We start from the raw sequence: 24,942 nt of genomic DNA on the forward strand, positions 1-24,942 counted from the left end.
GCGTGTTTAGTTGCTTTCTTCGTGGGGTTCCCAGTCACGAGTACGGCTCACGGCCTTTTTCCAGCCCGCGTAGAGCTTCTCTTTGCAAGCATCTTCAAGTGCAGGTTCGAACTCGCGTTCAATCACCGCCTTGCCTCGCAACTCTTCCAGGCTGCTCCAGAAGCCGCAGGCCAGACCGGCCAGGTAGGCCGCGCCCAAGGCAGTGGTTTCACGCATTTGCGGACGTTCGACCATGGTGCCGAGAATGTCTGCCTGAAATTGCATCAGGAAGTTGTTGGCGACAGCGCCGCCATCTACGCGCAAGGCCTTGAGACGTTCGCCCGAGTCTTGCTGCATGGCATCCAGTACATCGCGTGTCTGGTAGGCAATCGACTCCAGCGCGGCACGGATGATGTGATCCACGCGGACACCACGGGTCAGACCGAACAGTGCGCCACGGGCATACGGGTCCCAGTAAGGAGCCCCCAGGCCGGTGAACGCAGGTACCAGGTACACGCCATTGCTGTCTTTGACCTTGTTGGCGAAGTATTCGGTGTCATGGGCGTCGTTGATGATTTTCAATTCATCACGCAGCCACTGCACTGTGGAGCCGCCGTTGAACACAGCGCCTTCCAGTGCGTAGGCCACTTCGCCTCGTGGGCCGCAGGCAATGGTAGTCAGCATGCCGTGAGTCGACTTGACGGCCTTGGAGCCGGTGTTCATCAACAGGAAACAGCCAGTGCCGTAGGTGTTTTTGGCCTGGCCCGGCTCAACGCACATCTGACCGAACAGCGCGGCCTGTTGGTCTCCGGCAATACCGCCAATGGCGATGCCGCTTTTGGTACGCCCGTAGATCTCTGAAGACGATTTCACTTCAGGCAGCATTTCGCGAGGGATATCCAGCACCTCAAGCATCCTGGCATCCCAGTCCAGGGTGTGGATGTTGAAGAGCATGGTGCGCGAAGCATTGGTGTAGTCGGTTACGTGGGTTTTGCCGCCGGTAAATTTCCAGATCAGCCAGCTGTCGATGGTGCCGAACAGCAGTTCGCCATTACGTGCGCGCTCGCGGCTGCCTTCGACGTTGTCGAGGATCCACTTCAGCTTGGTGCCGGAGAAGTACGGGTCGGTCACCAGGCCGGTGGTGTCGCTGATGTATTGCTCGTGACCGTCGCGCTTGAGCTGCTCGCAGATCTCGGTGCTGCGCCGGCACTGCCAGACAATGGCGTTGTAGATCGGACGCCCGCTGATTTTGTCCCAGACAACCGTGGTTTCCCGCTGGTTGGTGATGCCGATCGCCGCAACCTGATCATGATGCAGGCCGGCTTGAGCCAGGGCTTCGACCATGACCGCGCTTTGGGTGGCAAAAATTTCCATCGGGTCATGTTCGACCCAGCCTGGCTGCGGATAGTGCTGTTGAAACTCGCGTTGCGCGGTGCAGACTACGTTTGCGTCACGATCGAAGATGATCGCTCGCGAACTGGTGGTGCCTTGGTCCAGCGCAATGATGTAGTTCTTATTCTGAATGTCGGTCATTTGATTGCCTTGCAGAATGAAGTAATGGGTTCAGGGCGCGAGAAAGTTATGGGCAGTAGTCTCGTGCGCCCCGTTTCATAAGTCGATATCAGGAAGCCTGGGTTTTTACCTCTGCGATGGCTTGGGCGTCCGTTGCCACGGGTTCGTCAGCAGGCAAGTGGCGGGCAATCATCCCGCGATATATGGCTGCGCCGAGGCAGGCACCCACGATCGGGGCAAAGATTGGAATCAGGAAATAAGGAATGTCGCGCCCGCCAGTAAGCGAAATGTCACCCCAGCCAGCAAAGAAAGTCATCAGCTTGGGCCCGAAATCACGCGCAGGGTTCATTGCAAAACCTGTCAGCGGACCCATCGAGCTGCCGATTACCGCAATCAACAAGCCAATCAGCAACGGCGCCAATGGGCCGCGGGGCAAACCGTTCTTGTCATCGGTCAGGGCCATGATCACGCCCATGAGGATTGCGGTAATGACCATTTCGACGAGGAAAGCTTGCAAGGTCGAGAGTGCAGGGTGTGGATAGGTCGAGAACACCGAGGCCAGTTCCAGGCTTGCCTGGCTGCCGCGAACCATTTGATGGGTTTGTTCGTAATCGAAAAATAAATTGCTGTAGAGCGTGTATACCAAAGCCGCTGCGCAAAAGGCTCCCGCGACCTGGGCGATGATGTAGAAGGGAAGTTTGCGCTTGTCGAAATCGGTAAACAGACAGAGTGCGATGCTGACGGCGGGGTTCAGGTGCGCACCGGACACGCCCGCAGTCAGGTAGATCGCCATGCTTACCCCAACCCCCCAGATGATGCTGATTTCCCACAGGCCCAGGCTGGCACCGCCTACCTTGAGGGCTGCAACACAACCTGTGCCGAAGAAAATTAGCAGCGCGGTGCCGAGAAACTCGGCCATGCACTGGCCTGAAAGTGTGGGGTGCCGGGTAGCAGTCGTCATTTTAAACCTCGTTTTTGTTGTTTTTTTACGTTGTCAGTCCGGGTTGCCAATGGGGCTGTATTAAAACCGGAGCGTCTCGATCCGGGTTTTTCAGGCCTGGGTAACAGAATGGCTGAAATGCTCGGGTATATTCATATTCGAAAAAATATAGACAAGAAACACTGCTGTCAAAGGTCGAAAGTGAACGCTCAGCCACATTCTGACTTTTTACCGCAGGTTTGGTACTTATTTTTGTGTAAGCAAAGAACACAAATTGGTAGGTTCGAGTTTAACGTTTCAGCTTGCTGGGGCGCTGAAAGGCCTGCTCCAGCGCCTTTTTGCCGTGCAATAGCCTAATATTCGGGCTTGGTTTACTTCGTCCGATTCCTGACTGGAGCTGTCATGACGCCTGCACTGGACCTGCTGAAAAAAGTTCGCGCCGAACACCGGGTACACAGCTACGAACACGACCCCAAGGCCGCGTCCTATGGGTTGGAGGCCGCGGAAAAGCTTGGTCTCACGCCGGCGCAGGTGTTCAAGACACTGTTGGCCAGCAGTGAAAAGGGTGAGCTGCTGGTGGCCGTTGTACCGGTCGTCGGAAGTCTCGATTTAAAAGCGCTGGCCCAGGCGGCTGCGGTCAAGAAAGTCGAAATGGCGGACCCTGCGGCAGCACAGCGTGCGACGGGGTATCTATTGGGCGGCATCAGTCCGCTGGGGCAGAAGAAACGCCTGCGCACCTTTATTGATCAAAGTGCACAGGGTTTTGCGACGATTTTTGTCAGCGCCGGTCGACGCGGACTGGAAGTGGAACTGGCGCCTGCGGTACTGGCAGAGCACACCCAGGCAATCTTTGCGCCTGTGGGGCGTATCTGAGGGGGTTGCAGGAACCCGCTTGCCCCCACGAGCTCTTCGTTATTGCGTTGAAAAGCTCGCTCATGCGGGGTTTTGCAGTTCAAAAATGTGGGATCTGGTCTGGCAGCGACCGCTTAACCAGTTGTACTGAAACGTCTTACGCCAGACTCGGTGTGTTGAATTTGCGCAGCCGTACTGCCGCTGGTCTGGAACATCACCAGATGTTCGGCTGCAACGCGAATGCCGACTTCTGCTCCCGGCAAGTGATCGGCATGGCTCGGGAAAATCGACTCCAGCTGGCTGCCGGTAGGCAGTTGCAGGCGGTACAGGGTCGATGCGCCCAAAAAGGTTTTGCCGATAATTCGCGCCTTCAGCTCACTGTCCGGGGCGTAGACGATATCGTCCGGACGCAGTAGCACATCAACTGCACCTCCGGTCGGCCAGGTGTAGGCACGATTGCCTCGTAATACGCCCAGCTCGGTTTGTACCGACTCCGGGCTCAGCAACTGCCCGCGAATGAAGTAACCCTGACCTATAAAACTCGCAACAAACGGCGTCAGAGGCTCGTGGTAAAGGTTGTAGGGGGTATCCCACTGTTCAAGGCGGCCTTCCTTGAAGACGCCGACATGGTCGCTGACAGCGAAGGCTTCTTCCTGGTCGTGGGTTACCAGAATTGCGCTGGTGCCACGGGCTTTCAGGATGTCGCGCACCTCATGGCTGAGCTTGCGCCGCAGTTCGCCATCGAGGTTGGAGAAGGGCTCGTCAAGCAGTAACAGCTGTGGCTCGGGGGCCAGAGCACGGGCCAGAGCGACCCGTTGCTGCTGGCCGCCGGAAAGCTCGTGGGGGAAGCGTTTGCCAAGGTTCTTGAGGTTGACCAGTTCAAGCAGCTCTTGGGTTACGCGCTCTTTGTCAGGGTGTTTGCGGATGCCGAACGCGATGTTGTCGGCCACGCTTAGATGCGGAAAAAGAGCGTAGTCCTGAAACACCATGCCGATGCGACGTTTCTCGGGTGCCAGTGTGAAACCGGCACTGGAGATGACTTCGCCGGCCAGCTGGATTTCACCCTGGTGTACGGGTTCGAAGCCGGCAATAGCGCGCAACGTAGTGGTTTTCCCGCACCCCGAGGAGCCAAGCAGGCAGCCAATGTCCCCTGCATTGAGATGCAGGTTGAGGTTTTGCACCACGCTCTGGCCCTGGTATCCACAGGCCAGGTCGCGCAGGTTGAGCAATAGCGGCTGGCTCATACGGGTTGGTACGCCGGTTGAACGAGAAATTCGAGCAGTGCTTTTTGCGCGTGCAGGCGGTTTTCGGCCTGATCCCACGCGACAGAGCGCTGGTCGTCCAGCAGGTCGAGGCTGATTTCTTCACCCCGGTGCGCAGGCAGGCAGTGCATGAACAGCACATCTTCGGCGGCAAGGTCGAGCAGGGCGCGGTTGACCTGATAGGGTGCAAACAGCTTTAAACGCTTGGCCGTTTCTTCTTCCTGACCCATCGAGGTCCAGACGTCAGTACTCACCAGATGGGCGCCCGCTACAGCCTCACGGGGATCGCGGACGATGGTTACGCGATCACCAGCCAGGGCCACGAACCCGGGGTTGGGCTCATAGCCTTCAGGGCAGGCCACACGCAGCTGGAAGTCGAACTGGATCGCCGCTTCTATATAGCTGTTGCACATGTTGTTGCCATCGCCGATCCAGGCCACGGTTTTGCCTTTGATCGAGCCGCGATGTTCCTGGTAGGTCTGCATGTCGGCCAGCAGTTGGCAGGGGTGCAGATCGTCCGAGAGGCCGTTGATGACCGGTACCCGGGAATTGGCTGCGAATTCGGTCAAGGTGCTGTGGGCAAAGGTGCGGATCATGACAGCGTCAAGCATGCGTGACATGACAATGGCGCAGTCGCCGATCGGCTCGCCACGACCCAATTGGGTATCGCGTGGGGACAGGAAGATGGCCTGACCGCCAAGTTGAATCATGCCGGCTTCAAAAGACAGTCGGGTACGGGTCGATGACTTTTCGAAAATCATTCCCAGAACGCGGTTCTTCAGGGGTTCGAAGAGTACGCCGCGCTCGCGCAGGTCCTTGAGCTCGATACCGCGACGAATCACGCTGAGTAGTTCTTCGGGCGTGCAATCCATCAGGGAGAGAAAGTGCCTTGCGCTCATCATAAACTACCTTTTTTGCAACGATCGCAGATGCTCAAAGCCGGGTTTTTCGGAAAAACGGGCGAGACCTGCGGCGAAAGCCGCACGGGGCGACGGAAATAGGGGAAGGCGCGATCTTATAAGGAAATGTCGCGTCTTGCCAATAAGGGTCGTGCGTTTAGAGGTTCGAGCGAGACTTGCGCTATATGAGCACCAGGCTTGAACCACCATTGAGTGGTTTGCCTCACCTCAGCGGCCCATTTGTACACTGCCCTCAGGCTGCTTGGCAATTGTGTGCCATGTTGGCGCTGCTCCGCAGGTGGGAATTCGGACTATTGTCTGTCGGGGAGACCGAGCGTCAGGCCCGGCTTTCCGTTACAATGCGCCACCGTGCCGACAACTGAGTCGGAAAGTTCAGCCGAGGTGCTCCATGGATATCATCGAAACTATTAAAGAACAGATTGCTAACAACACCATTCTGCTCTACATGAAAGGCTCCCCGAACGCCCCGCAGTGCGGCTTTTCGGCTAAAGCTGCGCAAGCTGTCATGGCCTGCGGTGAGAAATTCGCTTACGTGGATATCCTTCAGAATCCTGAAATTCGCGCCAACCTGCCGAAATACGCCAACTGGCCAACTTTCCCGCAGCTGTGGGTAGGTGGTGAATTGATCGGCGGTAGCGACATCATGACCGAGATGGCAGCAGACGGTTCTTTGCAGTCGACGATCAAAGCCGCTGTAGAAAAAGCCGCAGCGAGCAAGACTGAAGCGTGAAGACAATCGCCACGGTCACTTTTAGTTAAGTGACCGTGCATAAAAAGCCCCGCTCCTGATTAAACAGGGCGGGGCTTTTTTATTGAGCCGTGGCGTGTTGGTTATTCACCCATTTGCGACTGCAGGTAATTCTCAATCCCTACTTTGTCGATCAGGCCCAGCTGTGTTTCCAGCCAGTCGATATGCTCTTCTTCAGATTCAAGAATATCTTCCAGAAGTTCACGGCTGCCAAAGTCACCTACAACTTCGCAGTGTGCGATCGCGGTCTTGAGATCGGCGTGGCCGGTCCTTTCGATGCGCAGGTCGCACTCCAGCATTTCTTTTGTGTGCTCGCCGATGTGCAGCTTGCCCAGGTCTTGTACGTTTGGCAGGCCTTCAAGGAACAGGATGCGCTTGATCAGTTTGTCCGCGTGTTTCATCTCGTCGATGGACTCGTGGTACTCGTGTGCACCCAACTTCTCCAGGCCCCAATCCTGATACATGCGTGCATGCAGGAAGTATTGGTTGATAGCGACCAGTTCGTTGCCGAGAATTTTGTTGAGGTGCTGGATGACTGAAATGTCGCCTTTCATGGCTAGGGCCTGCCTTAAGTAACCGTATATAAGGCAGAGTTTGATCCGCGTACTTACGACTGTCAAACCTAAGTGTTTGAATAATAAATGAAAATTAATCGGAATAAGAATGTTTGTGTTCCGCGTCTTGGTCCTAAGCGCTTGAATTTTAGACATAAAAAAACCGGACATTAAGTCCGGCTCTTCAAAATTCTCGATTCAGGCGACTGAAAATTCCGCCGGATAACTCATCACAGACTGGCTGGCTTGCAACGAGGACAGGGTTTCACGAACCACTTGCTTGGCCAGACAGGCACATTTGCCACATTGGCTTGCGACACCCGTCGCTTCACGCACTTCACGGTAGCTGCAGCAACCGTCGTAGATTGCGTCGCGGATTTTTCCATCGGTGACGCCAGTGCAAAGGCAAACGTACATAAATAAGAACCATCGCTGGTTGGGATTCAATGCGAAGGATCTTAATGTTAACGAGAATGATTGTCAAAGTACCTTGAGTCTCAATCAGGCCTTGGCGGTCCTGTAGTGACGAACGGTACGAGTCGAGAGTTTTTCGGGGGGTGAAAAAGGGTTAAGGCCGGTTCGGACGAGCGGTGTATGATGGACGGTCATTTTTTCCGCGAGAGCTGGTTTCAAGGCTGTTGTTTCACGATGGCAGCCTGGCCGGGTCCCGTTTTTCACGTTGCACACCAGGAGATATCCAATGAGCGTACTCGTAGGCAAACAAGCCCCTGACTTCACCGTCGCAGCCGTACTCGGCAATGGCGAAATCGTTGACAGCTTCTCGCTGTCCACTGCCATCAAAGGTAAATATGGCCTGGTGTTCTTCTACCCGCTGGACTTCACTTTCGTTTGCCCGTCCGAGCTGATTGCTCTGGATCACCGCATTCCTGAGTTCCAGGCGCGTAACGTTGAAGTGGTAGCCGTGTCCATCGACTCCCATTTCACTCACAACGCATGGCGCAACACGCCAGTGAACAATGGCGGCATCGGCCAGGTGAAATACACCATGGCAGCCGACATCAATCACGCAATCTGCAAGGCTTATGACGTTGAAACCGAAGGCGGCGTTGCTCTGCGTGGCGCATTCCTGATCGATGACAAAGGCGTTGTTCGCTCCCAGATCGTTAACGACCTGCCACTGGGCCGTAACATGGATGAGCTGCTGCGTCTGGTAGACGCTCTGCAATTCCACGAAGAGCACGGCGAAGTTTGCCCTGCCAACTGGAAGAAAGGCGACAAAGGCATGACTGCTTCGACTGCAGGCGTTGCTGCTTACCTGACCGAGAATGCTGACCAGCTGTAAGGGTCTGCTTCAGGCATAAAAAAACCGGACCCTGGGTCCGGTTTTTTTATGGGGTGAAGTAAGCCTTGACCACAGGATCAGTCGTTGAAGTCTTTCCAGCCACCCATTTGTTTCCAGCGGTTAACAATGCCGCAGAACAGCTCGGCGGTCTTTTCAGTGTCATAGCGTGCCGAGTGAGCTTCACGGCCGTCAAAGTCGATATCGGCTGTTTGACAGGCTTTGGCCAATACCGTCTGGCCGTATGCCAGGCCTGCCAGGGTGGCGGTGTCGAAGCTGGAGAACGGGTGAAACGGGTTGCGTTTCATGTCCAGACGCGCGACAGCTGCGTTGAGGAAACCCAGGTCAAAGCTGCTGTTGTGACCCACCAGAATGGCGCGTTTGCAGCCGTTGGCTTTCAGGGCTTTACGCACGCCACGGAAGATGTCGGTCAGGGCCGTTTCTTCGCTGACAGCCATGCGCAACGGGTGATCAAGCTTGATACCGGTAAATTCCAGTGCCGCAGCTTCGATGTTCGCGCCTTCAAAGGGTTCGACACGGTGGAAATAGGTGTGTTCGGGATACACAAAGCCTCTTTCATCCATGCCGATGGTGACCGCTGCAATTTCCAGCAAGGCATCAGTGGCGCTGTTGAAACCGCCGGTTTCAACATCGATTACGACCGGCAGATAGCCGCGAAAACGCTCGGCCATCGGGTGGCGTGAGCCGCCGCCATGACCGCCTTCGTGTTCGTCATCATAATGGTCGTCACTCACAGCTGTTCCTCCAGCAGGCGCCAGCGCAGTTTTTCACCGGCGCGCAGCGGAATTACGGTCAGCTCGCCGAATGGCAGACTGGTTGGGGCGGTCCACTCCTGGCGAACCAGGGTGATGTGTTCGGTACTGGGGGCCAGTCCGTAGAAACGGGGGCCGTTCAAGCTGGCAAAGGCTTCCAGTTTGTCCAGCGCGTTACGCTGTTCAAATGCTTCGGCATACATCTCGATGGCTGCGTAGGCGGTGTAGCACCCGGCACATCCGCACGCGGCTTCTTTGGCATGCTGGGCATGGGGCGCCGAGTCTGTGCCCAGGAAGAACTTCTCGCTGCCGCTCGTGGCCGCATCCAGCAGGGCTTCCTGATGGGTGTTGCGCTTGAGGATCGGCAGGCAATAGAAGTGCGGGCGAATGCCGCCAACCAGCATGTGGTTGCGGTTGTAAAGCAGGTGGTGAGCCGTAATGGTTGCGCCTACGTTAGCCGAAGCTTCATTGACGAACTGCACTGCATCTGCGGTGGTGATGTGCTCGAACACGACTTTGAGGGTCGGGAAGCGATCAACAACGCGGCGCATATGCTCGTCGATAAAGATTTTTTCGCGGTCAAACACGTCGACGTTGGCGCGGGTAACTTCGCCGTGTATCAGCAAGGGCATGCCGACTTCGGCCATGACTTCAAGGACCGGGAAGATCGCATCGATGCTGGTCACGCCAGAATCGGAGTTGGTCGTGGCGCCAGCCGGATACAGCTTGGCGGCGTGCACGAAGCCACAGGCCTTGGCCGTGCGGATGTCTTCAGGCTGGGTACGGTCAGTGAGGTAAAGCACCATCAGCGGCTCGAAACGGCTACCAGCCGGGCGAGCAGCCAAAATGCGCTGGCGGTAGGCATCTGCTTCGGCGGCATTACGCACCGGAGGTACCAGGTTTGGCATGATGATGGCGCGGCCAAAAGTGCGCGCCACATCTGCGACAGTGTGGGGCAACACAGCACCATCGCGAAGATGTATATGCCAGTCGTCGGGACGCAGCAGGGTCAGGCGGTCAGACATTGGGAATTCCAGGCGGGTCAAACTGATGCGAATGCTACCGGAAAAGACTCTCTCAGGCACTCGCTATCAAGTTTTGTCGCGGCTAACCGATATACGAAGGGTCTGCGGTAAACCGACGGACTGTTTTTTTGCAGTACAAGGCTGTGGAGGCTGCGGTGCGCCAGTGTTATTTCATTCTGCTCGGCATGTTTGCCAGCCTGCCAGCCATGGCCCTGACTTTTCAGACTCGACTGGAGAATATTGAGTGGAAGGTCGAGGGCGACAAATTTGAATGCCGGCTGATCCAGCCTATTACCGATTTCGGTTCGGGAGCCTTCGTGCGCCGTGCAGGCGAGCAGGCCGTATTTCGCCTCAATGCCTACAACTCAATGCTGGGTGAAGGTTCTGCAACCTTGCTGGCAGCCGCTGCGCCGTGGCAGCCGGGTCGGGGTGACATTGATCTGGGGCCGGTGCGCATAGGGCGCGGCCACGTACTTTTCAACAGTTCGCAGGCCCAGGCAGGGCGCTTGTTTCGTGGCCTGCTGGAAGGCCGTAGCCCCCTGGTGAGGCATTACTCGCCTGCCGGCGGTTTGTCGGAGGTTCGTTTATTGCCGGTCAAGTTTCGCCAGGCCTACGGCGATTATGAGGCCTGTACTACAAAGCTGTTGGCCAAAAACTTCGAGCAGGTGCGCCAAAGCCAGATCGGATTTCCAGACGGTGGCATCGAGCTGGACATCAAGGCCCGGACCAATTTGCAAGTCATGCTCGACTACTTAAAGGCAGACCCTACGGTCAATCACCTCATCCTTGACGGCTATTCAGACAATAGCGGCAATCGTTTGACCAATCGTGAGTTGTCGCGGCGCCGGGCCCTGGCGGTGATGAACTACTTCAAGGAAAGCGGCATGCAAGAATCGCAGATGACGTTGCGCTTCCATGGCGAACAATACCCCTTGGTGCCTAATACCAGTGCCAGCAACCGCGCTAAAAACCGTCGTGTCAGCGTGCGCATGGAGCGTGTGCCCGAGCCCGGAAAAGCCGCCCCGTCAGCCAGTGTGGCGAGTTTGGGTACGGCGTCCTGAGTTGCGACGACTGGTCGCCTTGTTGAAACTTACTGTCGCTTTGTCGTCTTAACGTGTCGCGCCTCTGTAATTTCTCCCACTTGAGCGGTAGACTGTTCGGCTTTTCGAACAACCCGTGGAGTGATGGCATGGCGGACGTAAACAAGGTCGTTCTGGCTTATTCGGGCGGCCTGGACACTTCGGTGATCCTCAAGTGGCTGCAGGATACTTATAACTGTGAAGTCGTAACCTTCACCGCTGACCTGGGTCAGGGGGAAGAGGTCGAGCCTGCACGCGCCAAGGCGCAAGCCATGGGCGTCAAGGAAATCTATATTGATGACCTGCGCGAAGAGTTTGTTCGAGACTTCGTGTTCCCTATGTTCCGCGCCAACACCGTTTACGAAGGCGAGTACCTGCTGGGTACTTCCATCGCACGTCCGCTGATTGCCAAGCGCCTGATCGAAATCGCCAACGAAACCGGTGCAGATGCCATCTCCCATGGCGCGACAGGCAAGGGTAACGATCAGGTTCGTTTCGAACTGGGTGCCTACGCACTGAAGCCTGGTGTGAAGGTAATTGCGCCATGGCGTGAGTGGGATCTGCTCTCCCGTGAAAAGCTGATGGATTATGCTGAAAAGCATTCCATCCCGATCGAGCGTCACGGCAAGAAAAAATCGCCGTACTCGATGGACGCCAACTTGCTGCACATCTCTTACGAGGGCGGCGTGCTGGAAGACACCTGGACCGAGCATGAAGAAGACATGTGGCGTTGGACCGTCTCCCCGGAGAAAGCGCCTGACACCCCGCAGTACCTGGAACTGACCTACCGCAACGGTGATATCGTCGCGCTGGACGGCGTTGAAATGACCCCGGCTACAGTCCTGGCGACCTTGAACCGTATCGGCGGCGAGCACGGCATTGGCCGTCTCGACATCGTTGAAAACCGTTATGTCGGCATGAAGTCCCGTGGCTGCTACGAAACTCCGGGCGGCACCATTATGCTGCGCGCTCACCGTGCCATTGAGTCGATTACTCTGGATCGTGAAGTTGCACACCTGAAAGACGAGTTGATGCCCAAGTACGCCAGCCTGATCTACACCGGCTACTGGTGGAGCCCTGAGCGCATCATGCTGCAACAAATGATTGATGCTTCCCAGGCTCACGTTAACGGTGTAGTTCGCCTCAAGCTGTACAAAGGCAACGTGATCGTTACCGGTCGCAAATCTGATGAATCGTTGTTTGATGCAAATATTGCAACATTCGAAGAAGACGGCGGCGCTTACAACCAGGCTGATGCCGCTGGATTCATCAAGTTGAACGCCTTGCGCATGCGTATTGCTGCGAATAAAGGCCGTAAACTGTTCTGATATATGCACACATGAAAAAACCCGGCCTTCAGGCCGGGTTTTTTTTGCTCTGCCTGAAGTGTCGTTGTCAACATCAGAGGTATACACATACATGTCTTTGCGGGTAAAAAACTTGCGGCATAGTTTGAATTAATCAGAAACAGATTAATGTGTTCTGATGTTATATTTTGATACGGATCAATTTGAAAAATGCAATGCCAGAGCTGTTGGCGGCATGATCATGGGCTTGATTTCGGGTTGGCGCAGCGTGCGCACTTCAAGTCGCCAGGTGAACCTGATGGAACTTACTACAGTTTGTAGTAATGCCTGTGAGTCGCAATGAAGATTGAATATACAATCTGAGAGCTCTCTTGTCCGGACACAGTGCCCACAAGTTTTGCGAGAGGGACTAATAATCGTTTGGTGTTTTTTTTTTAGGATAAATCTTTATTTCGTGTAGGAATTTTCTTTGAATGTTGGTACCTGGCAAGGAGGTATGCCCAGGCTGTTATGACTAGGTTATTGTATTGGCTCTAAAATTTAGAACGGCGAAAAATGGAATTGTCCCATGAATAAAGTAATGATCGTGGATGATCACCCGGTAGTTCGTCTTGCTGTGCGCGTGCTCATGGAGCGACATGGATACGAAGTCATAGCAGAGACGGACAATGGTGTGGATGCTTTGCAACTTGCTCGCGAGCACACACCCGATATTGTGATTCTGGATATCGGAATCCCCCGGCTTGACGGCCTTGAAGTTATAGCTCGCTTGTCAACAACTGTAATGCCTATAAAGATATTGGTGTTGACCTCGCAAGTGCCCGGCCATTTTTCCATGCGTTGCATGCAGGCGGGGGCCGCGGGTTACGTTTGCAAGCAGCAAGGTTTGACTGAGCTGTTGAGTGCGATCAAGGCAGTGCTTTCAGGGTATAGCTATTTTCCGAGCCAGGCCTTGCACTCCACGCGTTCCAATTTTGGTAGTACCAGTGAAACAGATATGATCAATCGTCTGTCGGGGCGGGAAATGATGGTGCTGCAACAACTGGCAAGGGGTAAGAGCAACAAGGAAATAGCCGACAGCATATTTTTGAGTAACAAGACCGTGAGTACTTACAAAACGCGTCTTCTATTGAAACTCAATGCCCGCTCGCTGGTTGATCTTATTGAATTGGCGCAGCGTAATGGTCTGGAATGAATAGGATGTGAGCCGTTGCTCTTCGACAGCTCCTGAAAACAAAAAGCCTCCGTTAATGGAGGCTTTTGATCTCGCGAGCTAAAAGTCAAAGATCGTAAGGATAATCTTCCAGCTCTTTTTTCAGGCGCTTTTCAGCTAAAAGCGCATCAATCGTCCGGCGTTTGGCCAAATTGGTTTTAGCTACCTCAACCACAGGTTCCACTATCTCTTCCGGATCTGAGACAGGAAAATCTTCTTCCACTTCCAGTTGTTCTTTGCCAGTGCTCATTCAGTTCACTCCAGGCTAAGACATTCAATGGCGCCCCTTATAGCGATAATCGCTGCGCGGGTAAAAAAGATTTTCTCAATCGATCAGCACATAAACGCTCTATCGCTCAATCGTCAGAGGTCTTTTGCTTGAATTCACACAGGTCTTCTATGCGGCAGCTCCCGCAGCGCGGCTTGCGCGCCTGGCAAACGTAACGACCATGCAGGATGAGCCAGTGGTGGGCGTCGAGCAGATAAGGCTTGGGTACGAATTTCATTAATTGCTTTTCAACCTCGACCACATTTTTGCCTGGTGCAATACCGGTTCGGTTACTGACCCTGAAAATATGGGTATCTACGGCCATGGTCAGCTGTCTGAAGGCGGTGTTAAGCACGACGTTTGCTGTTTTACGACCTACACCGGGAAGCGCTTCAAGCTCCTCGCGGGTTTGTGGAACCTGGCCGGCATGCCGTTCAATCAGTAAACGACAGGTTTCGATAACGTTCTTGGCCTTGCTGTTATACAGGCCGATGGTTTTGATGTACTGCGACAGCCCTTCCACTCCCAGAGCGTAGATGGCTTCTGGGGTATTTGCGACTGGAAACAATTTGGCCATTGCCTTGTTCACGCTTACGTCGGTGGCTTGCGCAGACAAGATAACGGCAATCAATAATTCGAAGGGAGACGTGTAGGCCAGTTCGGTTTTGGGCTCGGGATTGTCTTCGTGAAACCGGCGAAATATTTCAAGGCGCTTTGCGGCGTTCATGGGTAAACACAATTCCTGGAGAGCGGTCAGTTATTTCATGGCTAAAATCCATCAGGCTTCGGGTGACTCCAAAGCGCTGATTGCCAATTCTGCCTGTGTAACCGCGTCATTCAAAAGCGCCAGTTGCGCACTGGGCTGTTCTTGGGTGATGGCTTTTTTAAGTTCTGCCCGGCGCATGGCGAGCTGGATTTTTGCACGTTTAAGTTCCGCGTTGTTTATGGCCGGTGCGCTAATTGAGGCTTCTGGGGCAGGTTCAAATTGCGCCAGTGCCTGTTCGGCTGCCTCAAATTGTTGTTGCAGGAGCACTAGCTGGGATTGCTGTTGTGCAGTAGGAGGATGACCAAAGGCTTTAAGCGATTTGTTTAACTGCGCGCGTGCCATTGCCAGTGTGACCTTGGCTTTTTTCAGCGCCATTTCGTCGGCACTGGAAGACCCGGTTGTCGGCTCTTTGAGTTGCCCGGTGCCGTCGACGGCTGACGAACGCTGGGCGCGTGCCAGGCGTTCTGCCTGTTTGTGTTGCTCCTCACGGAGCAGGCGTTCGGTACGTCGCTCAAAGCGGCTGCGTGCGTGATCGCGCTTTTGGTGACGAGCCTTGTACTGTTCGGGCTCGTGGGCAAGTCCGGCAACAATCGGGATTACATTGGCCGGCAGAGGGCGCATCTCTATGCAATCGACAGGGCAGGGCGCAACACAGAGGTCGCAACCGGTGCATTCATCAATGATTACAGTGTGCATGAGCTTGGCTGCGCCGAGGATCGCGTCGACAGGGCAGGCCTGGATGCACTTGGTACAGCCGATACACTCAGCTTCGCGAATGTAGGCTACCTGTGCCGGCGCGGTACCACGCCCGGTGTCCAGGGCCACCACGGGAATGGCAAGCAAATCAGCCAGTGCGGCGATGGTCTCGGTCCCGCCGGGCGGGCATTTATTGATGGGCTCGCCCTGGGCAATACCTTGCGCATAGGGTTTGCAGCCGGGGTGGCCGCATTTTCCGCACTGGGTTTGCGGCAATAAGGCATCAATACGTTGAATCAGGCTCATGGTGTGATCAGTCCAGCGACGGCGGGCCGCACCCGGGCGACACTCATCATGCGCAGTGAATAAGAGGGTGTGAGGCGGTTAAACCAGCGGCGCTGATTATCCGGCAAGACAAGAAGGGCGGCTAGGGATCAACATCCGCTAACGGCTAGTTGGCCGTTAGCGGATGGGGAAGACATGTTACTTGATGCGCTGGCCTGGCTTGGCGCCGCTGTCCGGGCTAAGCAGGTAAATTTCTTCACCGCCGGGGCCGGCAGCCATCACCATGCCTTCAGACATCCCGAAGCGCATTTTTCGCGGTTTCAGGTTGGCAATCATCATGGTCAGGCGACCTTCAAGTTCAGCCGGGTTCGGATAAGCGCTTTTGATCCCCGAGAACACATTGCGTTGTTCGTCGCCGATATCCAGGGTCAGGCGCAGCAGTTTGTCTGCGCCTTCAACCGCTTCGGCCTTGAGGATCAGAGCTACCCGCAGATCCACCGCGGCAAAAGCATCGAAGTCGATCTCGGCTGCAAGCGGTTCTTTTGCCAGTTCGCCGTTGCCTTGAGGAGCGGCTGTGCCGGTATCTGTCTGGCTGGCAACCAGGTCTTCTTTAGATGCATCACTCATGGCTTGTACTTTTACTGGATCGATGCGCGTCATCAGCGGTTTGAACGCATTGAGCTGATGGTTGGCCAGCAGGGTGCTGTGATCTGCCCAGGTCAGTGGCGCAACGTTCAGAAAGGCTTCGGCGTCAGCGGCAAGCACTGGCAGAACCGGCTTGAGGAAGATCACCAGTTGACGGAACAGGTTGATGCCCAATGCGCAGACCGCTTGAACTTCGTCCTGCTTGCCCTCCTGTTTGGCCATTGCCCATGGCGCTTTCTCGGCAATCCAGGCGTTGGCCCGATCGGCCAGGCCCATGATTTCACGCATGGCACGAGCGAAGTCGCGGGCTTCATAAGCCTCGGCAATGCTCGGTGCCGCACTCAGGAACGCATCGGTGAGCTCGGGAGCCGCATTGCCCTCGACCATTACCCCGGCGTTACCCTTGTGAATGAAGCCTGCGCAACGGCTGGCAATGTTCACAACTTTACCCACCAGATCCGAGTTGACCTTCTGTACGAAGTCTTCCAGGTTCAGGTCAAGGTCATCGACGCCACGGCCCAGTTTGGATGCGTAGTAGTAGCGCAGGTATTCCGGCGACAGGTGATCAAGGTAAGTACGGGCCTTGATGAAGGTGCCGCGGGATTTGGACATTTTCTGACCGTTGACGGTCAGGTAGCCATGGACGTTGATCGCTGTCGGCTTGCGATAGCCAGCGCCTTCGAGCATGGCAGGCCAGAACAGGGCGTGGAAATTCACGATGTCCTTGCCGATGAAATGATAAAGCTCGGTGGTGGAGTCCTTGGCCCAGTACGCATCGAAGTCCAGTTCCGGACGGCGAGCACACAGGTTCTTGAAGCTGGCCATGTAGCCGATTGGCGCATCCAGCCAGACATAGAAGTACTTGCCCGGCTCGTCCGGAATCTCGAACCCGAAGTAGGGCGCATCACGGGAAATGTCCCACTGCTGCAGTCCTGCATCCAGCCATTCGGCGATTTTGTTTGCGACTGCATCTTGCAGTGCGCCGCTTCGGGTCCAGCTTTTGAGCATGGCGTCGAAGTCTGGCAGCTTGAAGAAGAAGTGCTGGGAGTCCTTGAGTACCGGGGTTGCCCCCGAGATCGCTGACTTTGGATTTTTCAGGTCGGTTGGTGCATAGGTCGCACCACATTTTTCGCAGTTGTCGCCGTACTGATCATCCGTGCCGCATTTAGGGCAAGTGCCCTTGATGAAGCGGTCGGCCAGGAACATTTTCTTTTCCGGGTCGAAATACTGGGTGATCGAGCGGGTGGCGATATGCCCTGCTTCGCGCAACTTGATGTAAATCGCACTCGACAGCTCACGGTTCTCTTCGGAGTGGGTCGAATGGAAGTTATCGAAATCGACGAGGAACTCGGAAAAGTCGGCGCTGTGTTCAGCCTGGACGTTGGCGATCAGTTGTTCTGGCGTGATGCCTTCTTTCTCGGCGCGCAACATGATTGCCGAGCCGTGGGCGTCGTCTGCGCAGACGTAAGTGCATTGATTGCCGCGATGCTTCTGGAAGCGCACCCACATATCGGTCTGGATGTACTCAAGCATATGGCCAAGGTGAATTGAACCATTGGCATAGGGCAGGGCGCTGGTGACGAGGATCTTGCGTGGCTCGGACATGGGGCTCGGCTACTTGATGAGACGGTGGTCGGCCACTATAAAGCGCCGGGCAATTTATTTCACCCCGTCGACGTGTATCTGATCGTTTACGGTGTTTTTGTAGGTACGATAGCGGGCTGTTTTACTCAGTCTTTTTCGGGAGTTGCCTATGAGCGCAGTCAATCGCGCAGCGGTGGAGGCCGTCCTTCGCCAATACACCGACCCTTATTTGAATCAGGATCCGGTCAGTGCCGGGTGCGTACGTAACATTGAAGTCCAGGGTGAGCACGTCAGCGTTCGGCTGGAGCTGGGTTATGCCGCCGGTCTGTTCAAGAGTGGCTGGGGGCAAATGTTGCAAATGGCTATCAGCAACATGGACGGGGTGTCCTCGGCCAAGGTTGAGGTCAGCTGCGTGATTGCTGCGCATAAGGCCCAGGCTCGGATCCCGGGCCTGGCCAATGTGAAAAACATTGTGGCCGTGGCTTCCGGGAAAGGTGGTGTAGGCAAGTCGACTACTGCTGCCAACCTGGCGCTGGCGCTGGCGCGTGAAGGCGCGCGGGTGGGGATTCTGGATGCGGATATCTATGGTCCGAGCCAGGGGGTGATGTTTGGTATTGCTGAAGGCACCCGTCCGAAAATTCGTGATCAGAAGTGGTTTGTGCCGATTGAGGCCCATGGTGTCGAAGTGATGTCGATGGCGTTTCTGACCGACGACAACACGCCAATGGTATGGCGCGGTCCGATGGTGTCGGGCGCATTGCTGCAATTGGTTACGCAAACGGCATGGAATGATCTGGATTATCTGGTCATCGATATGCCGCCCGGCACGGGTGATATTCAGCTGACCCTGGCGCAAAAAGTCCCGGTGACCGGTTCGGTGATAGTGACGACCCCGCAGGATCTGGCGTTGCTGGATGCGCGTAAAGGTGTCGAGATGTTCCGCAAGGTGAATATCCCGGTACTGGGTGTTGTGGAAAACATGGCGGTGCACATTTGCTCGAACTGCGGTCATGCCGAGCATCTGTTCGGCGAAGGCGGTGGCGAGAAGCTGGCCACTCAGTACGGCGTTGAAGTGCTTGCGTCACTGCCGCTGTCGATGGCGATTCGTGAGCAGGCCGATAATGGCAAGCCAACTGCGATTGCAGATCCGGACAGCCCTGTTGCGTTGATCTATCAGGAACTGGCCCGGCATGTCGGGGCGCGCATAGTTATGTCTGAGGCTGCCTCGCAGGCCATGCCTACAATCACCAGCAGCGACGACTGACGGTTGGCAGCAGGGGATGCAGTTTGGCGCAAGCGCTGAGTAACTGTGGGAGCTGGCTCGCCAGCGATTACATCTACATGGTCTGAAGTCGAACCGCATCCCCCTGCATCGCTGGCAAGCCAGGGGATTACAAAGGGTTGCCGGGTGCATTTATTGCGGGCATAAAAAAACCCCGCTTTTAAGGGCGGGGTTTTTTACTGGATCAGTACAAGTTAGATAACTTGAACTTCCTCAGCTTGCATGCCTTTCTGACCGCGGGTAGCGATGAAAGAAACCTGTTGGCCTTCTTTCAGGCTTTTGAAGCCGTCGGATTGGATTGCTTTGAAGTGAACAAACAGGTCGTCACCGGATTGTGGAGTGATGAAGCCGAAGCCTTTTTCATCGTTGAACCACTTAACGGTACCAGTTTGGCGATTAGACATGGTGTAACTCCTTGAACAAAGAAAACTGCGACGCAGGAAAAGCCCTGGCCGAGACTGAGTGCAAAGAGCAGGAAAAATTCTTGGAGATGGTTGGATCGAAATTCAACATATCGTGTAGAGATTCTCAGTGACACAAGCAGCACAGTGGCGCCACCTTAACCCTTTTTGCCGAACGTGCAAAGGGTCTTTGCAAAGGTTTCTCTAAAAACGTGACTGGCGGTTGTCCGTGCAGCCTGTATTCAGGGGTTGTGCAGCTATTTTCGATATTTTTGTCCCAGACTTTTGAACCGGGCCTTGGGGGGCGGTAAGATGCCCGACAGAATTTTTCTACCTCGCTATTCAGGACTCCCGCCATGAGCATCAAACCAGACAAGTGGATTCGCCGCATGGCGCAAGAACACGGCATGATCGAACCTTTCGTCGAGCGTCAGGTGCGTGGCGAAGGCGAAAACCGCCTGATTTCCTACGGTGTGTCGAGCTATGGCTACGACGTTCGTTGCGCAAACGAATTCAAGGTGTTCACCAACATCAATTCGGCCACCGTTGATCCAAAGAACTTCGATGAAGGCAGCTTTGTCGATGTCACCAGCGATGTGTGCATCATTCCGCCGAACTCCTTTGCCCTTGCCCGTACGGTTGAATACTTCCGTATCCCGCGCAACGTGCTGACCATCTGCCTGGGTAAAAGCACCTACGCCCGTTGCGGGATCATCGTTAACGTGACGCCGCTTGAGCCGGAGTGGGAAGGCCACGTCACGCTGGAGTTCTCCAACACCACCACGCTGCCAGCCAAAATCTACGCCAACGAAGGCGTGGCGCAGATGCTGTTCTTCGAGTCGGATGAAGAGTGTGAAGTGTCGTACAAGGACCGTGGCGGAAAATATCAGGGTCAGCGCGGCGTAACCTTGCCCCGCACCTGACGAGCTGAGGGAATTCCTGGGCGAATTGATACTCTATTGAGTGTATTTCCGGTCACGCACCCAGCGGGCCGGTTTATCGCTCAGGAGTTGCCCTATGAAGATCGATCCGAGTATCCGCGCCCAGCTGGCCAGTCTTGAGCCTAACCAGGTGGGCTTGCTGGCCTGGTCGCTGCTGGCTCAGCCCCAGGTGCAGGCAGGTGGCATTCCCGGTCAGCCAGACCCTGATACACCGCTACCGACCGAGCCGGGCGTACCTACCATTCCGGATGAGCCTCCACCCGCGCCAGTAGCCTGATCGCGGGCAGGTTACCTTGCGCCCCCGCTAGCCCTTTGCCGTGCAATGGCCAGGCGCAGAGCCTGGCTGGCAGGGCATGAATGCCAATCAAGGGATGGCCTATTTCAGATTTCCGCTGAGGAACTGACGCAAGCGCTCGCTTTTGGGATTATCCAGCACCTCCTGTGGTGTGCCCTGTTCTTCCACCAGGCCTTGATGCAAGAACATCACCTGGCTCGCCACTTTGCGTGCGAAGTTCATCTCGTGGGTCACCATGATCATGGTGCGGCCTTCCTCGGCCAGGCCCTGAATCACCCGCAAGACTTCCCCAACCAGCTCAGGATCCAGCGCCGAAGTGGGTTCGTCGAACAGCATGACTTCCGGTTCCATCGCCAGTGCCCGGGCAATAGCCACGCGCTGTTGCTGGCCGCCGGACAGAAATGCAGGGTATTGATCGGCAACACGGGCAGGCAGGCCGACCTTGTCCAGATAGCGGTGAGCCCGCTCTTCAGCGTCTTTTTTGCTGACCCCCAGCACCCGGCGCGGCGCGAGGGTGATGTTTTCCAGCACCGTCATGTGGCTCCACAGGTTGAAGTGCTGAAACACCATGGCCAGGCGGGTGCGCAAGCGTTGCAACTGGTCATCATCGGCCACTCGCATACCTTGTTTGTCGCTGACCATACGAATCAACTGACCATCAAGGGTCATGGTTCCGTCGTTGGGGGTTTCAAGAAAGTTGATACAGCGCAAAAAGGTGCTTTTGCCGGAGCCGCTGGCCCCGATCAGGCAGATGACATCCCCGGTTTTAGCCTTGAGTGACACGCCCTTGAGCACTTCGTTGGTGCCATATTTTTTATGCAGGCCTTCGACGGTAAGTTTGAACATGCTGACCTCAAGGGGAAAGAAGATAGCCGCTGCGATAGGCTTGCTGCCCGGCAACATGGGCGATGACCATCCCGGCGGTGGCCATGCGCCGCAATGAGCGGGCATAGAGCAGGCCTGCAGTGGTGCAATAAACCGGGGTCAGCCGGTCGCTGACAGGGTCAATGACCTCGGCAATCAATTGGCCCGCCTGCAGGTAATCTCCGGGGCTGGCACAAAACACCAGAATTCCCCCGGCCGGCGTCATGACGGGTTCGACACCTGCCAGCGGGGTCGCGGGGTAGAGCAGCGGGGGAAGCACTCCGGTGGTTCCCTCGATGGCGCCAAACCCGATCAGATAATCGAGCAGCGCCTGGCAGTCCTGCTCGGCCAGGGCATGGCTGACATCGCCCTGGCCGCGCAATTCGACGGTGACGGAAACACTGCCCTGTGGCATGGCGAAGTCATGTCCAAAGCGTTGTTGTAACTGCCACCACAGCAGCGTGAAACACTCATCGAATGACAAGCCGCCGGAATCGGTCGCCAGCAGGCTGGCCTGGGCGCCGAGATAGCGTGCCAGCGGCTCGACCTGTGGCCAGGCCTCGGGCGTGGTGTACAGGTGCGCCACGGCCTCGAAATCACAGTGCAGGTCCAGCACCAGATCGGCGTCGCAGGCCAGTGTCTGGAGGGTCAGCCGTTGCGACTGCAGTTGCGTTGTCGCGGTTTGTGCCCCCAGGGCTTCACGCAGGTGCCGACGGATCAGTTGCCGGTTGTACAAGGGGTCCTGGTTTAACAAACCCTCAAGTTCATCACCGATCTGTGTACTTAGATCCAGAAAGTTGCGATTGAAATTTTGCCCGCTTTCCAGTTCATACCGGCCCAGCGGAATGTCCATCAAGACTTGCTCCAGTCCCGCCGGATTGGCCACTGGCACCAGCACGATTTCGCTGCGCAACCGGCCAGCACTTTCCAGGGCTGCCAGATGTTGCTTCAGGTGCCAGGCCACCAGCATGCCGGGCAACTCGTCGGCATGCAGCGAGGCCTGAATGTAGACCTTGCCCTGTGGCTTCGAGGGGCCGTAGTGGAAGCTGTGAATATGCCGTTCGGTGCCCGGGACGGGGGCCAGCAAGGGATGGGTTTGATGTCGCTGCATGGAAAAATCCTAGTGTGCAGGGCCGAGAAAGGCTAACCAGCGGCGCTCCGCCAGGCGGAATAAACCGACCAACAAAAAGGTAACGCACAAGTAGATGATGGCCGCGATCCCGAAGGACTGGAACGTCAGAAAGGTCGCCGAGTTTGCGTCCCGCGCAACTTTCAGTACATCGGGGATAGTTGCGGTAAAGGCCACGGTGGTCGAGTGCAACATCAGAATCACCTCATTGCTGTAATACGGCAATGAGCGGCGCAAGGCCGAAGGCAGAATGATGTAGGCATAGAGTTTCCAGCCGTCAAGACCATAGGCCTTGGCCGCTTCCACTTCGCCATGGGCCATGCTGCGAATGGAACCGGCAAAGATTTCCGTGGTGTAGGCACAGGTATTGAGGGCAAACGCCAGAATCGTGCAGTTCATGGCGTCCCGAAAGAATGCATTGAGTTCGGGCTGAGCACGGACTGCCTCGATGCTGTAGATCCCGGTGTAACAAATAAGCAACTGGATATACAGCGGGGTGCCACGAAACAGCCAGGTGTAGAACTGCACCGGCCAGCGCACCCAGCGTCTGGATGAAACCCGTGCCACGGACAGCGGAATAGACAGTACAAAGCCAATCACCAGGGATGCGCTCAGTAGCCACAATGTCATCGCCAGGCCGGTGATGTGGTAGCCGTCGCTGTAGAGGAACGGTCGCCAGTACTCTTGTAGTAACTCAATCATCGCACTGCCTCTCGAGCGCCCGCGCCGTAGTGGCGTTCAAGGCGGCGTAAAACAAAGTTCGAGGCGCTGGTGATCGCCAGATAAATAAGTGCGGCGATGACCAGAAACAGAAACAACTGGTAGGTACTTTTGCCCGCATCCTGAGCCGCCTTGACCAGGTCGGCCAGCCCGATGATCGACACCAGCGCAGTGGCCTTGAGCATCACCATCCAGTTGTTGCCAATGCCCGGAAGGGCGAAGCGCATCATCTGCGGGAAAACCACAAATCGGAACCGCTGGCCGCGTTTGAGGCCATAGGCGGTAGCTGCTTCGATCTGGCCGCGGGGGACTGAGAGGATCGCGCCGCGAAAGGTTTCTGTGAAATAAGCGCCGTAGATAAAACCCAGGGTTATGACACCAGCACTGAACGGATTGATTTCGATGTATTCCCAGTCCATCGCATCCGTAAAGTTGGTGAGCCAGGTTTGCAGGCTGTAAAAAATCAGCAGCATCAGTACCAGGTCAGGTACCCCGCGAATCAGGGTGGTGTAGAGCTGGGCAGGCACACGCAGCAGCCTGTGGCTGGAGAGTTTGGCGCTGGCGCCGAGCAGTCCGAGCAGTACGCTCACTGCCAGTGACAGCACTGCCAGTTTGATAGTCATCCACGTGCCTTGCAGCAGCAGAGGACCGAAACCCTGCAGGCTGAAATTCGCAAGCCCAAGGTTCTGTAAAAGGTTTTCAAACATCTGAATTGAACCTATGGCAGTCAAAAAAGCGCCCACCCAAGTGTGGGCGCCAGGGCGTTATTTGCCGCTGTACAGATTCAAATCGCCAAAGTGTTTTTTCTGGATCGTGGCGTAGCTGCCATCGTCGTGTAACGCTTTGATACCTTTGTTCAAAAGGTCTTGTAGATCTTTGTTACCTTTTTTCAGGCCGATCGCAGTTTTGGCCGGTAGCAACTCGCTGTCCACGGGCTTGCTGACTTCGTAATCAGCGCCTTGCGGGGTTTTCAAAAAGCCCAGTTCGGCTTGCAGCATGTCCTGGATCGATGCATCCAGACGGCCTGAAGTCAGGTCGGCATACACTTGATCCTGGTTGGCATAGGCCTGAGTGGTAACCCCGGCCTTGTCCAGCACTGCCTTGGCATAGGCCTCCTGGATGGTGCCTTGCTCATAACCGACCTTTTTGCCCTTCAGCGATTCAGGTGTGGCGTCCAGCCCCGCGCCCTTTTTGAACACTAGCGCGGTTGGGCCGGAGAACAGTTCGTTAGAGAAATCGATGACCTTTTCCCGGGCCGGGGTCACGGTCATGGACGAGATCACACCATCGAATTTGTTGGCTTTAAGCCCGGGAATGGTGCCGTCGAAATCGGTTTCGACCCATTTGCATTTCACTTTCAGCTCGGCGCAGATGGCATTCCCCAGATCGATATCGAAGCCCACCAGGCTGCCATCGGCGGCCTTGGATTCAAACGGTGCATAAGACGGATCGACCCCGAAACGCAGCTCTTTATAGTCTTTGGCCAATGCGGTGCCTGCTGCCATGGATAAAGTCAGTGCAGAGAGGACCAGAAATGCTTTTTTCATTATTCAATCCCTAAAACCAATGGGCGCTTGTGGCGCGTGATGACTGCTACTGGAG

Annotated in this window: 26 protein-coding genes and 1 pseudogene; 9 read left to right on the plus strand and 18 right to left on the minus strand. The window is 55.7% G+C overall.

Annotated elements, in window-relative coordinates; genetic code table 11:
• Window positions 1–6 precede the first annotated feature (6 nt).
• Both glpK and JQ848_RS04855 read right to left on the minus strand, forming a co-directional pair.
• On the minus strand, window positions 7–1,512 hold the full coding sequence (glpK, locus tag JQ848_RS04850) for a glycerol kinase GlpK (RefSeq protein ID WP_003443190.1): 1,506 nt from the start codon (window positions 1,510–1,512) through the stop codon (window positions 7–9).
• Window positions 1,513–1,600: 88 nt separating this feature from the next.
• Window positions 1,601–2,452: an MIP/aquaporin family protein gene (locus JQ848_RS04855; protein WP_202210314.1), complete on the minus strand. Its 852-nt coding sequence runs from the start codon at window positions 2,450–2,452 to the stop codon at window positions 1,601–1,603.
• Between the two features lie 381 nt (window positions 2,453–2,833).
• Here JQ848_RS04855 and ybaK point away from each other — a divergent pair, with 381 nt between their 5' ends.
• Entirely contained in the window at window positions 2,834–3,304 is a 471-nt protein-coding gene (gene ybaK / locus JQ848_RS04860; RefSeq protein ID WP_010655659.1) for a Cys-tRNA(Pro) deacylase, read from the plus strand.
• A 113-nt stretch (window positions 3,305–3,417) separates the two neighbouring features.
• On the opposite strand, the gene JQ848_RS04865 is transcribed toward ybaK, so the two are convergent.
• Both JQ848_RS04865 and argF read right to left on the minus strand, forming a co-directional pair.
• Complete coding sequence (locus tag JQ848_RS04865; protein WP_003443186.1) at window positions 3,418–4,527, minus strand: ABC transporter ATP-binding protein; 1,110 nt, start codon at window positions 4,525–4,527, stop codon at window positions 3,418–3,420.
• Entirely contained in the window at window positions 4,524–5,444 is a 921-nt protein-coding gene (gene argF / locus JQ848_RS04870; RefSeq protein WP_202210315.1) for an ornithine carbamoyltransferase, read from the minus strand. Before argF ends, JQ848_RS04865 begins: the two co-directional genes overlap by 4 nt.
• A gap of 409 nt (window positions 5,445–5,853) precedes the next feature.
• Between argF and grxD the strand changes: the two genes are divergently transcribed.
• Window positions 5,854–6,195 carry a Grx4 family monothiol glutaredoxin gene (gene grxD, locus JQ848_RS04875; RefSeq protein ID WP_003443184.1) on the plus strand — a complete coding sequence of 114 codons (342 nt, stop codon included), beginning with the start codon at window positions 5,854–5,856 and terminating at the stop codon, window positions 6,193–6,195.
• Window positions 6,196–6,296: 101 nt separating this feature from the next.
• Here grxD and bfr read toward each other — a convergent pair whose 3' ends face one another.
• Together bfr and JQ848_RS04885 are read right to left on the minus strand one after the other, a co-directional pair.
• On the minus strand, window positions 6,297–6,767 hold the full coding sequence (gene bfr / locus JQ848_RS04880; protein ID WP_003443183.1) for a bacterioferritin: 471 nt from the start codon (window positions 6,765–6,767) through the stop codon (window positions 6,297–6,299).
• Between the two features lie 198 nt (window positions 6,768–6,965).
• Complete coding sequence (locus tag JQ848_RS04885) at window positions 6,966–7,184, minus strand: bacterioferritin-associated ferredoxin (protein ID WP_003443182.1); 219 nt, start codon at window positions 7,182–7,184, stop codon at window positions 6,966–6,968.
• A gap of 283 nt (window positions 7,185–7,467) precedes the next feature.
• Here JQ848_RS04885 and JQ848_RS04890 point away from each other — a divergent pair, with 283 nt between their 5' ends.
• Window positions 7,468–8,070: a peroxiredoxin gene (locus JQ848_RS04890; RefSeq protein WP_003443181.1), complete on the plus strand. Its 603-nt coding sequence runs from the start codon at window positions 7,468–7,470 to the stop codon at window positions 8,068–8,070.
• A 77-nt stretch (window positions 8,071–8,147) separates the two neighbouring features.
• On the opposite strand, the gene rnt is transcribed toward JQ848_RS04890, so the two are convergent.
• Complete coding sequence (gene rnt, locus JQ848_RS04895) at window positions 8,148–8,822, minus strand: ribonuclease T (RefSeq protein WP_003443180.1); 675 nt, start codon at window positions 8,820–8,822, stop codon at window positions 8,148–8,150.
• Window positions 8,819–9,865, minus strand: coding sequence for a dihydroorotase (pyrC, locus tag JQ848_RS04900; protein ID WP_127196123.1), 1,047 nt, complete (start codon window positions 9,863–9,865; stop codon window positions 8,819–8,821). Before pyrC ends, rnt begins: the two co-directional genes overlap by 4 nt.
• 155 nt (window positions 9,866–10,020) lie before the next feature.
• On the opposite strand from pyrC, the gene JQ848_RS04905 reads away from it, so the two are divergent.
• The 3 genes from JQ848_RS04905 (at window position 10,021) to JQ848_RS04915 (ending at window position 13,446) form a co-directional block, all read left to right on the plus strand.
• Window positions 10,021–10,926, plus strand: coding sequence for a flagellar protein MotY (locus tag JQ848_RS04905; RefSeq protein ID WP_328821702.1), 906 nt, complete (start codon window positions 10,021–10,023; stop codon window positions 10,924–10,926).
• Window positions 10,927–11,054: 128 nt separating this feature from the next.
• Window positions 11,055–12,272 carry an argininosuccinate synthase gene (locus JQ848_RS04910; RefSeq protein WP_003443176.1) on the plus strand — a complete coding sequence of 406 codons (1,218 nt, stop codon included), beginning with the start codon at window positions 11,055–11,057 and terminating at the stop codon, window positions 12,270–12,272.
• A 547-nt stretch (window positions 12,273–12,819) separates the two neighbouring features.
• Complete coding sequence (locus JQ848_RS04915) at window positions 12,820–13,446, plus strand: response regulator transcription factor (RefSeq protein WP_003443174.1); 627 nt, start codon at window positions 12,820–12,822, stop codon at window positions 13,444–13,446.
• A gap of 85 nt (window positions 13,447–13,531) precedes the next feature.
• Here the strand turns inward: JQ848_RS04915 and JQ848_RS04920 are convergent, their stop codons facing one another.
• The 4 genes and pseudogenes from JQ848_RS04920 to metG all read right to left on the minus strand — a co-directional run bounded on the left by JQ848_RS04920 (window position 13,532) and on the right by metG (window position 17,729).
• Window positions 13,532–13,714, minus strand: coding sequence for a PA3496 family putative envelope integrity protein (locus tag JQ848_RS04920; RefSeq protein ID WP_003443171.1), 183 nt, complete (start codon window positions 13,712–13,714; stop codon window positions 13,532–13,534).
• A gap of 106 nt (window positions 13,715–13,820) precedes the next feature.
• On the minus strand, window positions 13,821–14,459 hold the full coding sequence (nth, locus tag JQ848_RS04925; RefSeq protein WP_003443169.1) for an endonuclease III: 639 nt from the start codon (window positions 14,457–14,459) through the stop codon (window positions 13,821–13,823).
• A gap of 51 nt (window positions 14,460–14,510) precedes the next feature.
• Window positions 14,511–15,521 (minus strand): annotated as a pseudogene (gene rsxB / locus JQ848_RS04930) (electron transport complex subunit RsxB); the annotation flags it as partial.
• Window positions 15,522–15,677: 156 nt separating this feature from the next.
• Window positions 15,678–17,729, minus strand: coding sequence for a methionine--tRNA ligase (gene metG / locus JQ848_RS04935; protein ID WP_010655664.1), 2,052 nt, complete (start codon window positions 17,727–17,729; stop codon window positions 15,678–15,680).
• Between the two features lie 148 nt (window positions 17,730–17,877).
• On the opposite strand from metG, the gene apbC reads away from it, so the two are divergent.
• A complete protein-coding gene (gene apbC / locus JQ848_RS04940; protein WP_202210317.1) occupies window positions 17,878–18,972 on the plus strand; it encodes an iron-sulfur cluster carrier protein ApbC in 1,095 nt (364 codons plus the stop codon).
• A gap of 212 nt (window positions 18,973–19,184) precedes the next feature.
• Here apbC and JQ848_RS04945 read toward each other — a convergent pair whose 3' ends face one another.
• Window positions 19,185–19,394, minus strand: coding sequence for a cold-shock protein (locus tag JQ848_RS04945; protein WP_002554837.1), 210 nt, complete (start codon window positions 19,392–19,394; stop codon window positions 19,185–19,187).
• A gap of 353 nt (window positions 19,395–19,747) precedes the next feature.
• Between JQ848_RS04945 and dcd the strand changes: the two genes are divergently transcribed.
• Together dcd and JQ848_RS04955 are read left to right on the plus strand one after the other, a co-directional pair.
• Window positions 19,748–20,314 carry a dCTP deaminase gene (gene dcd, locus JQ848_RS04950; RefSeq protein WP_003443164.1) on the plus strand — a complete coding sequence of 189 codons (567 nt, stop codon included), beginning with the start codon at window positions 19,748–19,750 and terminating at the stop codon, window positions 20,312–20,314.
• A 94-nt stretch (window positions 20,315–20,408) separates the two neighbouring features.
• Window positions 20,409–20,609 (plus strand): hypothetical protein, encoded by a 201-nt coding sequence (locus tag JQ848_RS04955; protein WP_003443163.1) that lies wholly within the window; start codon window positions 20,409–20,411, stop codon window positions 20,607–20,609.
• Window positions 20,610–20,708: 99 nt separating this feature from the next.
• Here the strand turns inward: JQ848_RS04955 and JQ848_RS04960 are convergent, their stop codons facing one another.
• Genes JQ848_RS04960 through JQ848_RS04980 form a run of 5 tightly spaced genes read right to left on the minus strand, consistent with a single transcriptional unit; the run spans window position 20,709 to window position 24,887 of the window.
• Window positions 20,709–21,473, minus strand: a complete 765-nt coding sequence (locus tag JQ848_RS04960) for an ABC transporter ATP-binding protein (RefSeq protein WP_003443162.1) — start codon at window positions 21,471–21,473, stop codon at window positions 20,709–20,711.
• Between the two features lie 7 nt (window positions 21,474–21,480).
• On the minus strand, window positions 21,481–22,602 hold the full coding sequence (locus JQ848_RS04965; protein ID WP_127196126.1) for a succinylglutamate desuccinylase/aspartoacylase family protein: 1,122 nt from the start codon (window positions 22,600–22,602) through the stop codon (window positions 21,481–21,483).
• Between the two features lie 9 nt (window positions 22,603–22,611).
• On the minus strand, window positions 22,612–23,322 hold the full coding sequence (locus tag JQ848_RS04970; RefSeq protein WP_003443160.1) for an ABC transporter permease: 711 nt from the start codon (window positions 23,320–23,322) through the stop codon (window positions 22,612–22,614).
• On the minus strand, window positions 23,319–24,047 hold the full coding sequence (locus tag JQ848_RS04975) for an ABC transporter permease (RefSeq protein ID WP_202210318.1): 729 nt from the start codon (window positions 24,045–24,047) through the stop codon (window positions 23,319–23,321). The genes JQ848_RS04970 and JQ848_RS04975 overlap by 4 nt, the downstream gene beginning before the upstream one ends.
• 57 nt (window positions 24,048–24,104) lie before the next feature.
• Window positions 24,105–24,887: a transporter substrate-binding domain-containing protein gene (locus JQ848_RS04980; RefSeq protein WP_003443157.1), complete on the minus strand. Its 783-nt coding sequence runs from the start codon at window positions 24,885–24,887 to the stop codon at window positions 24,105–24,107.
• Between the last annotated feature and the right edge of the window lie 55 nt (window positions 24,888–24,942).

It is taken from the genome of Pseudomonas paraversuta, assembly GCF_904067025.1.
GTDB classification, from domain to species: Bacteria; Pseudomonadota; Gammaproteobacteria; order Pseudomonadales; family Pseudomonadaceae; genus Aquipseudomonas; species Aquipseudomonas paraversuta.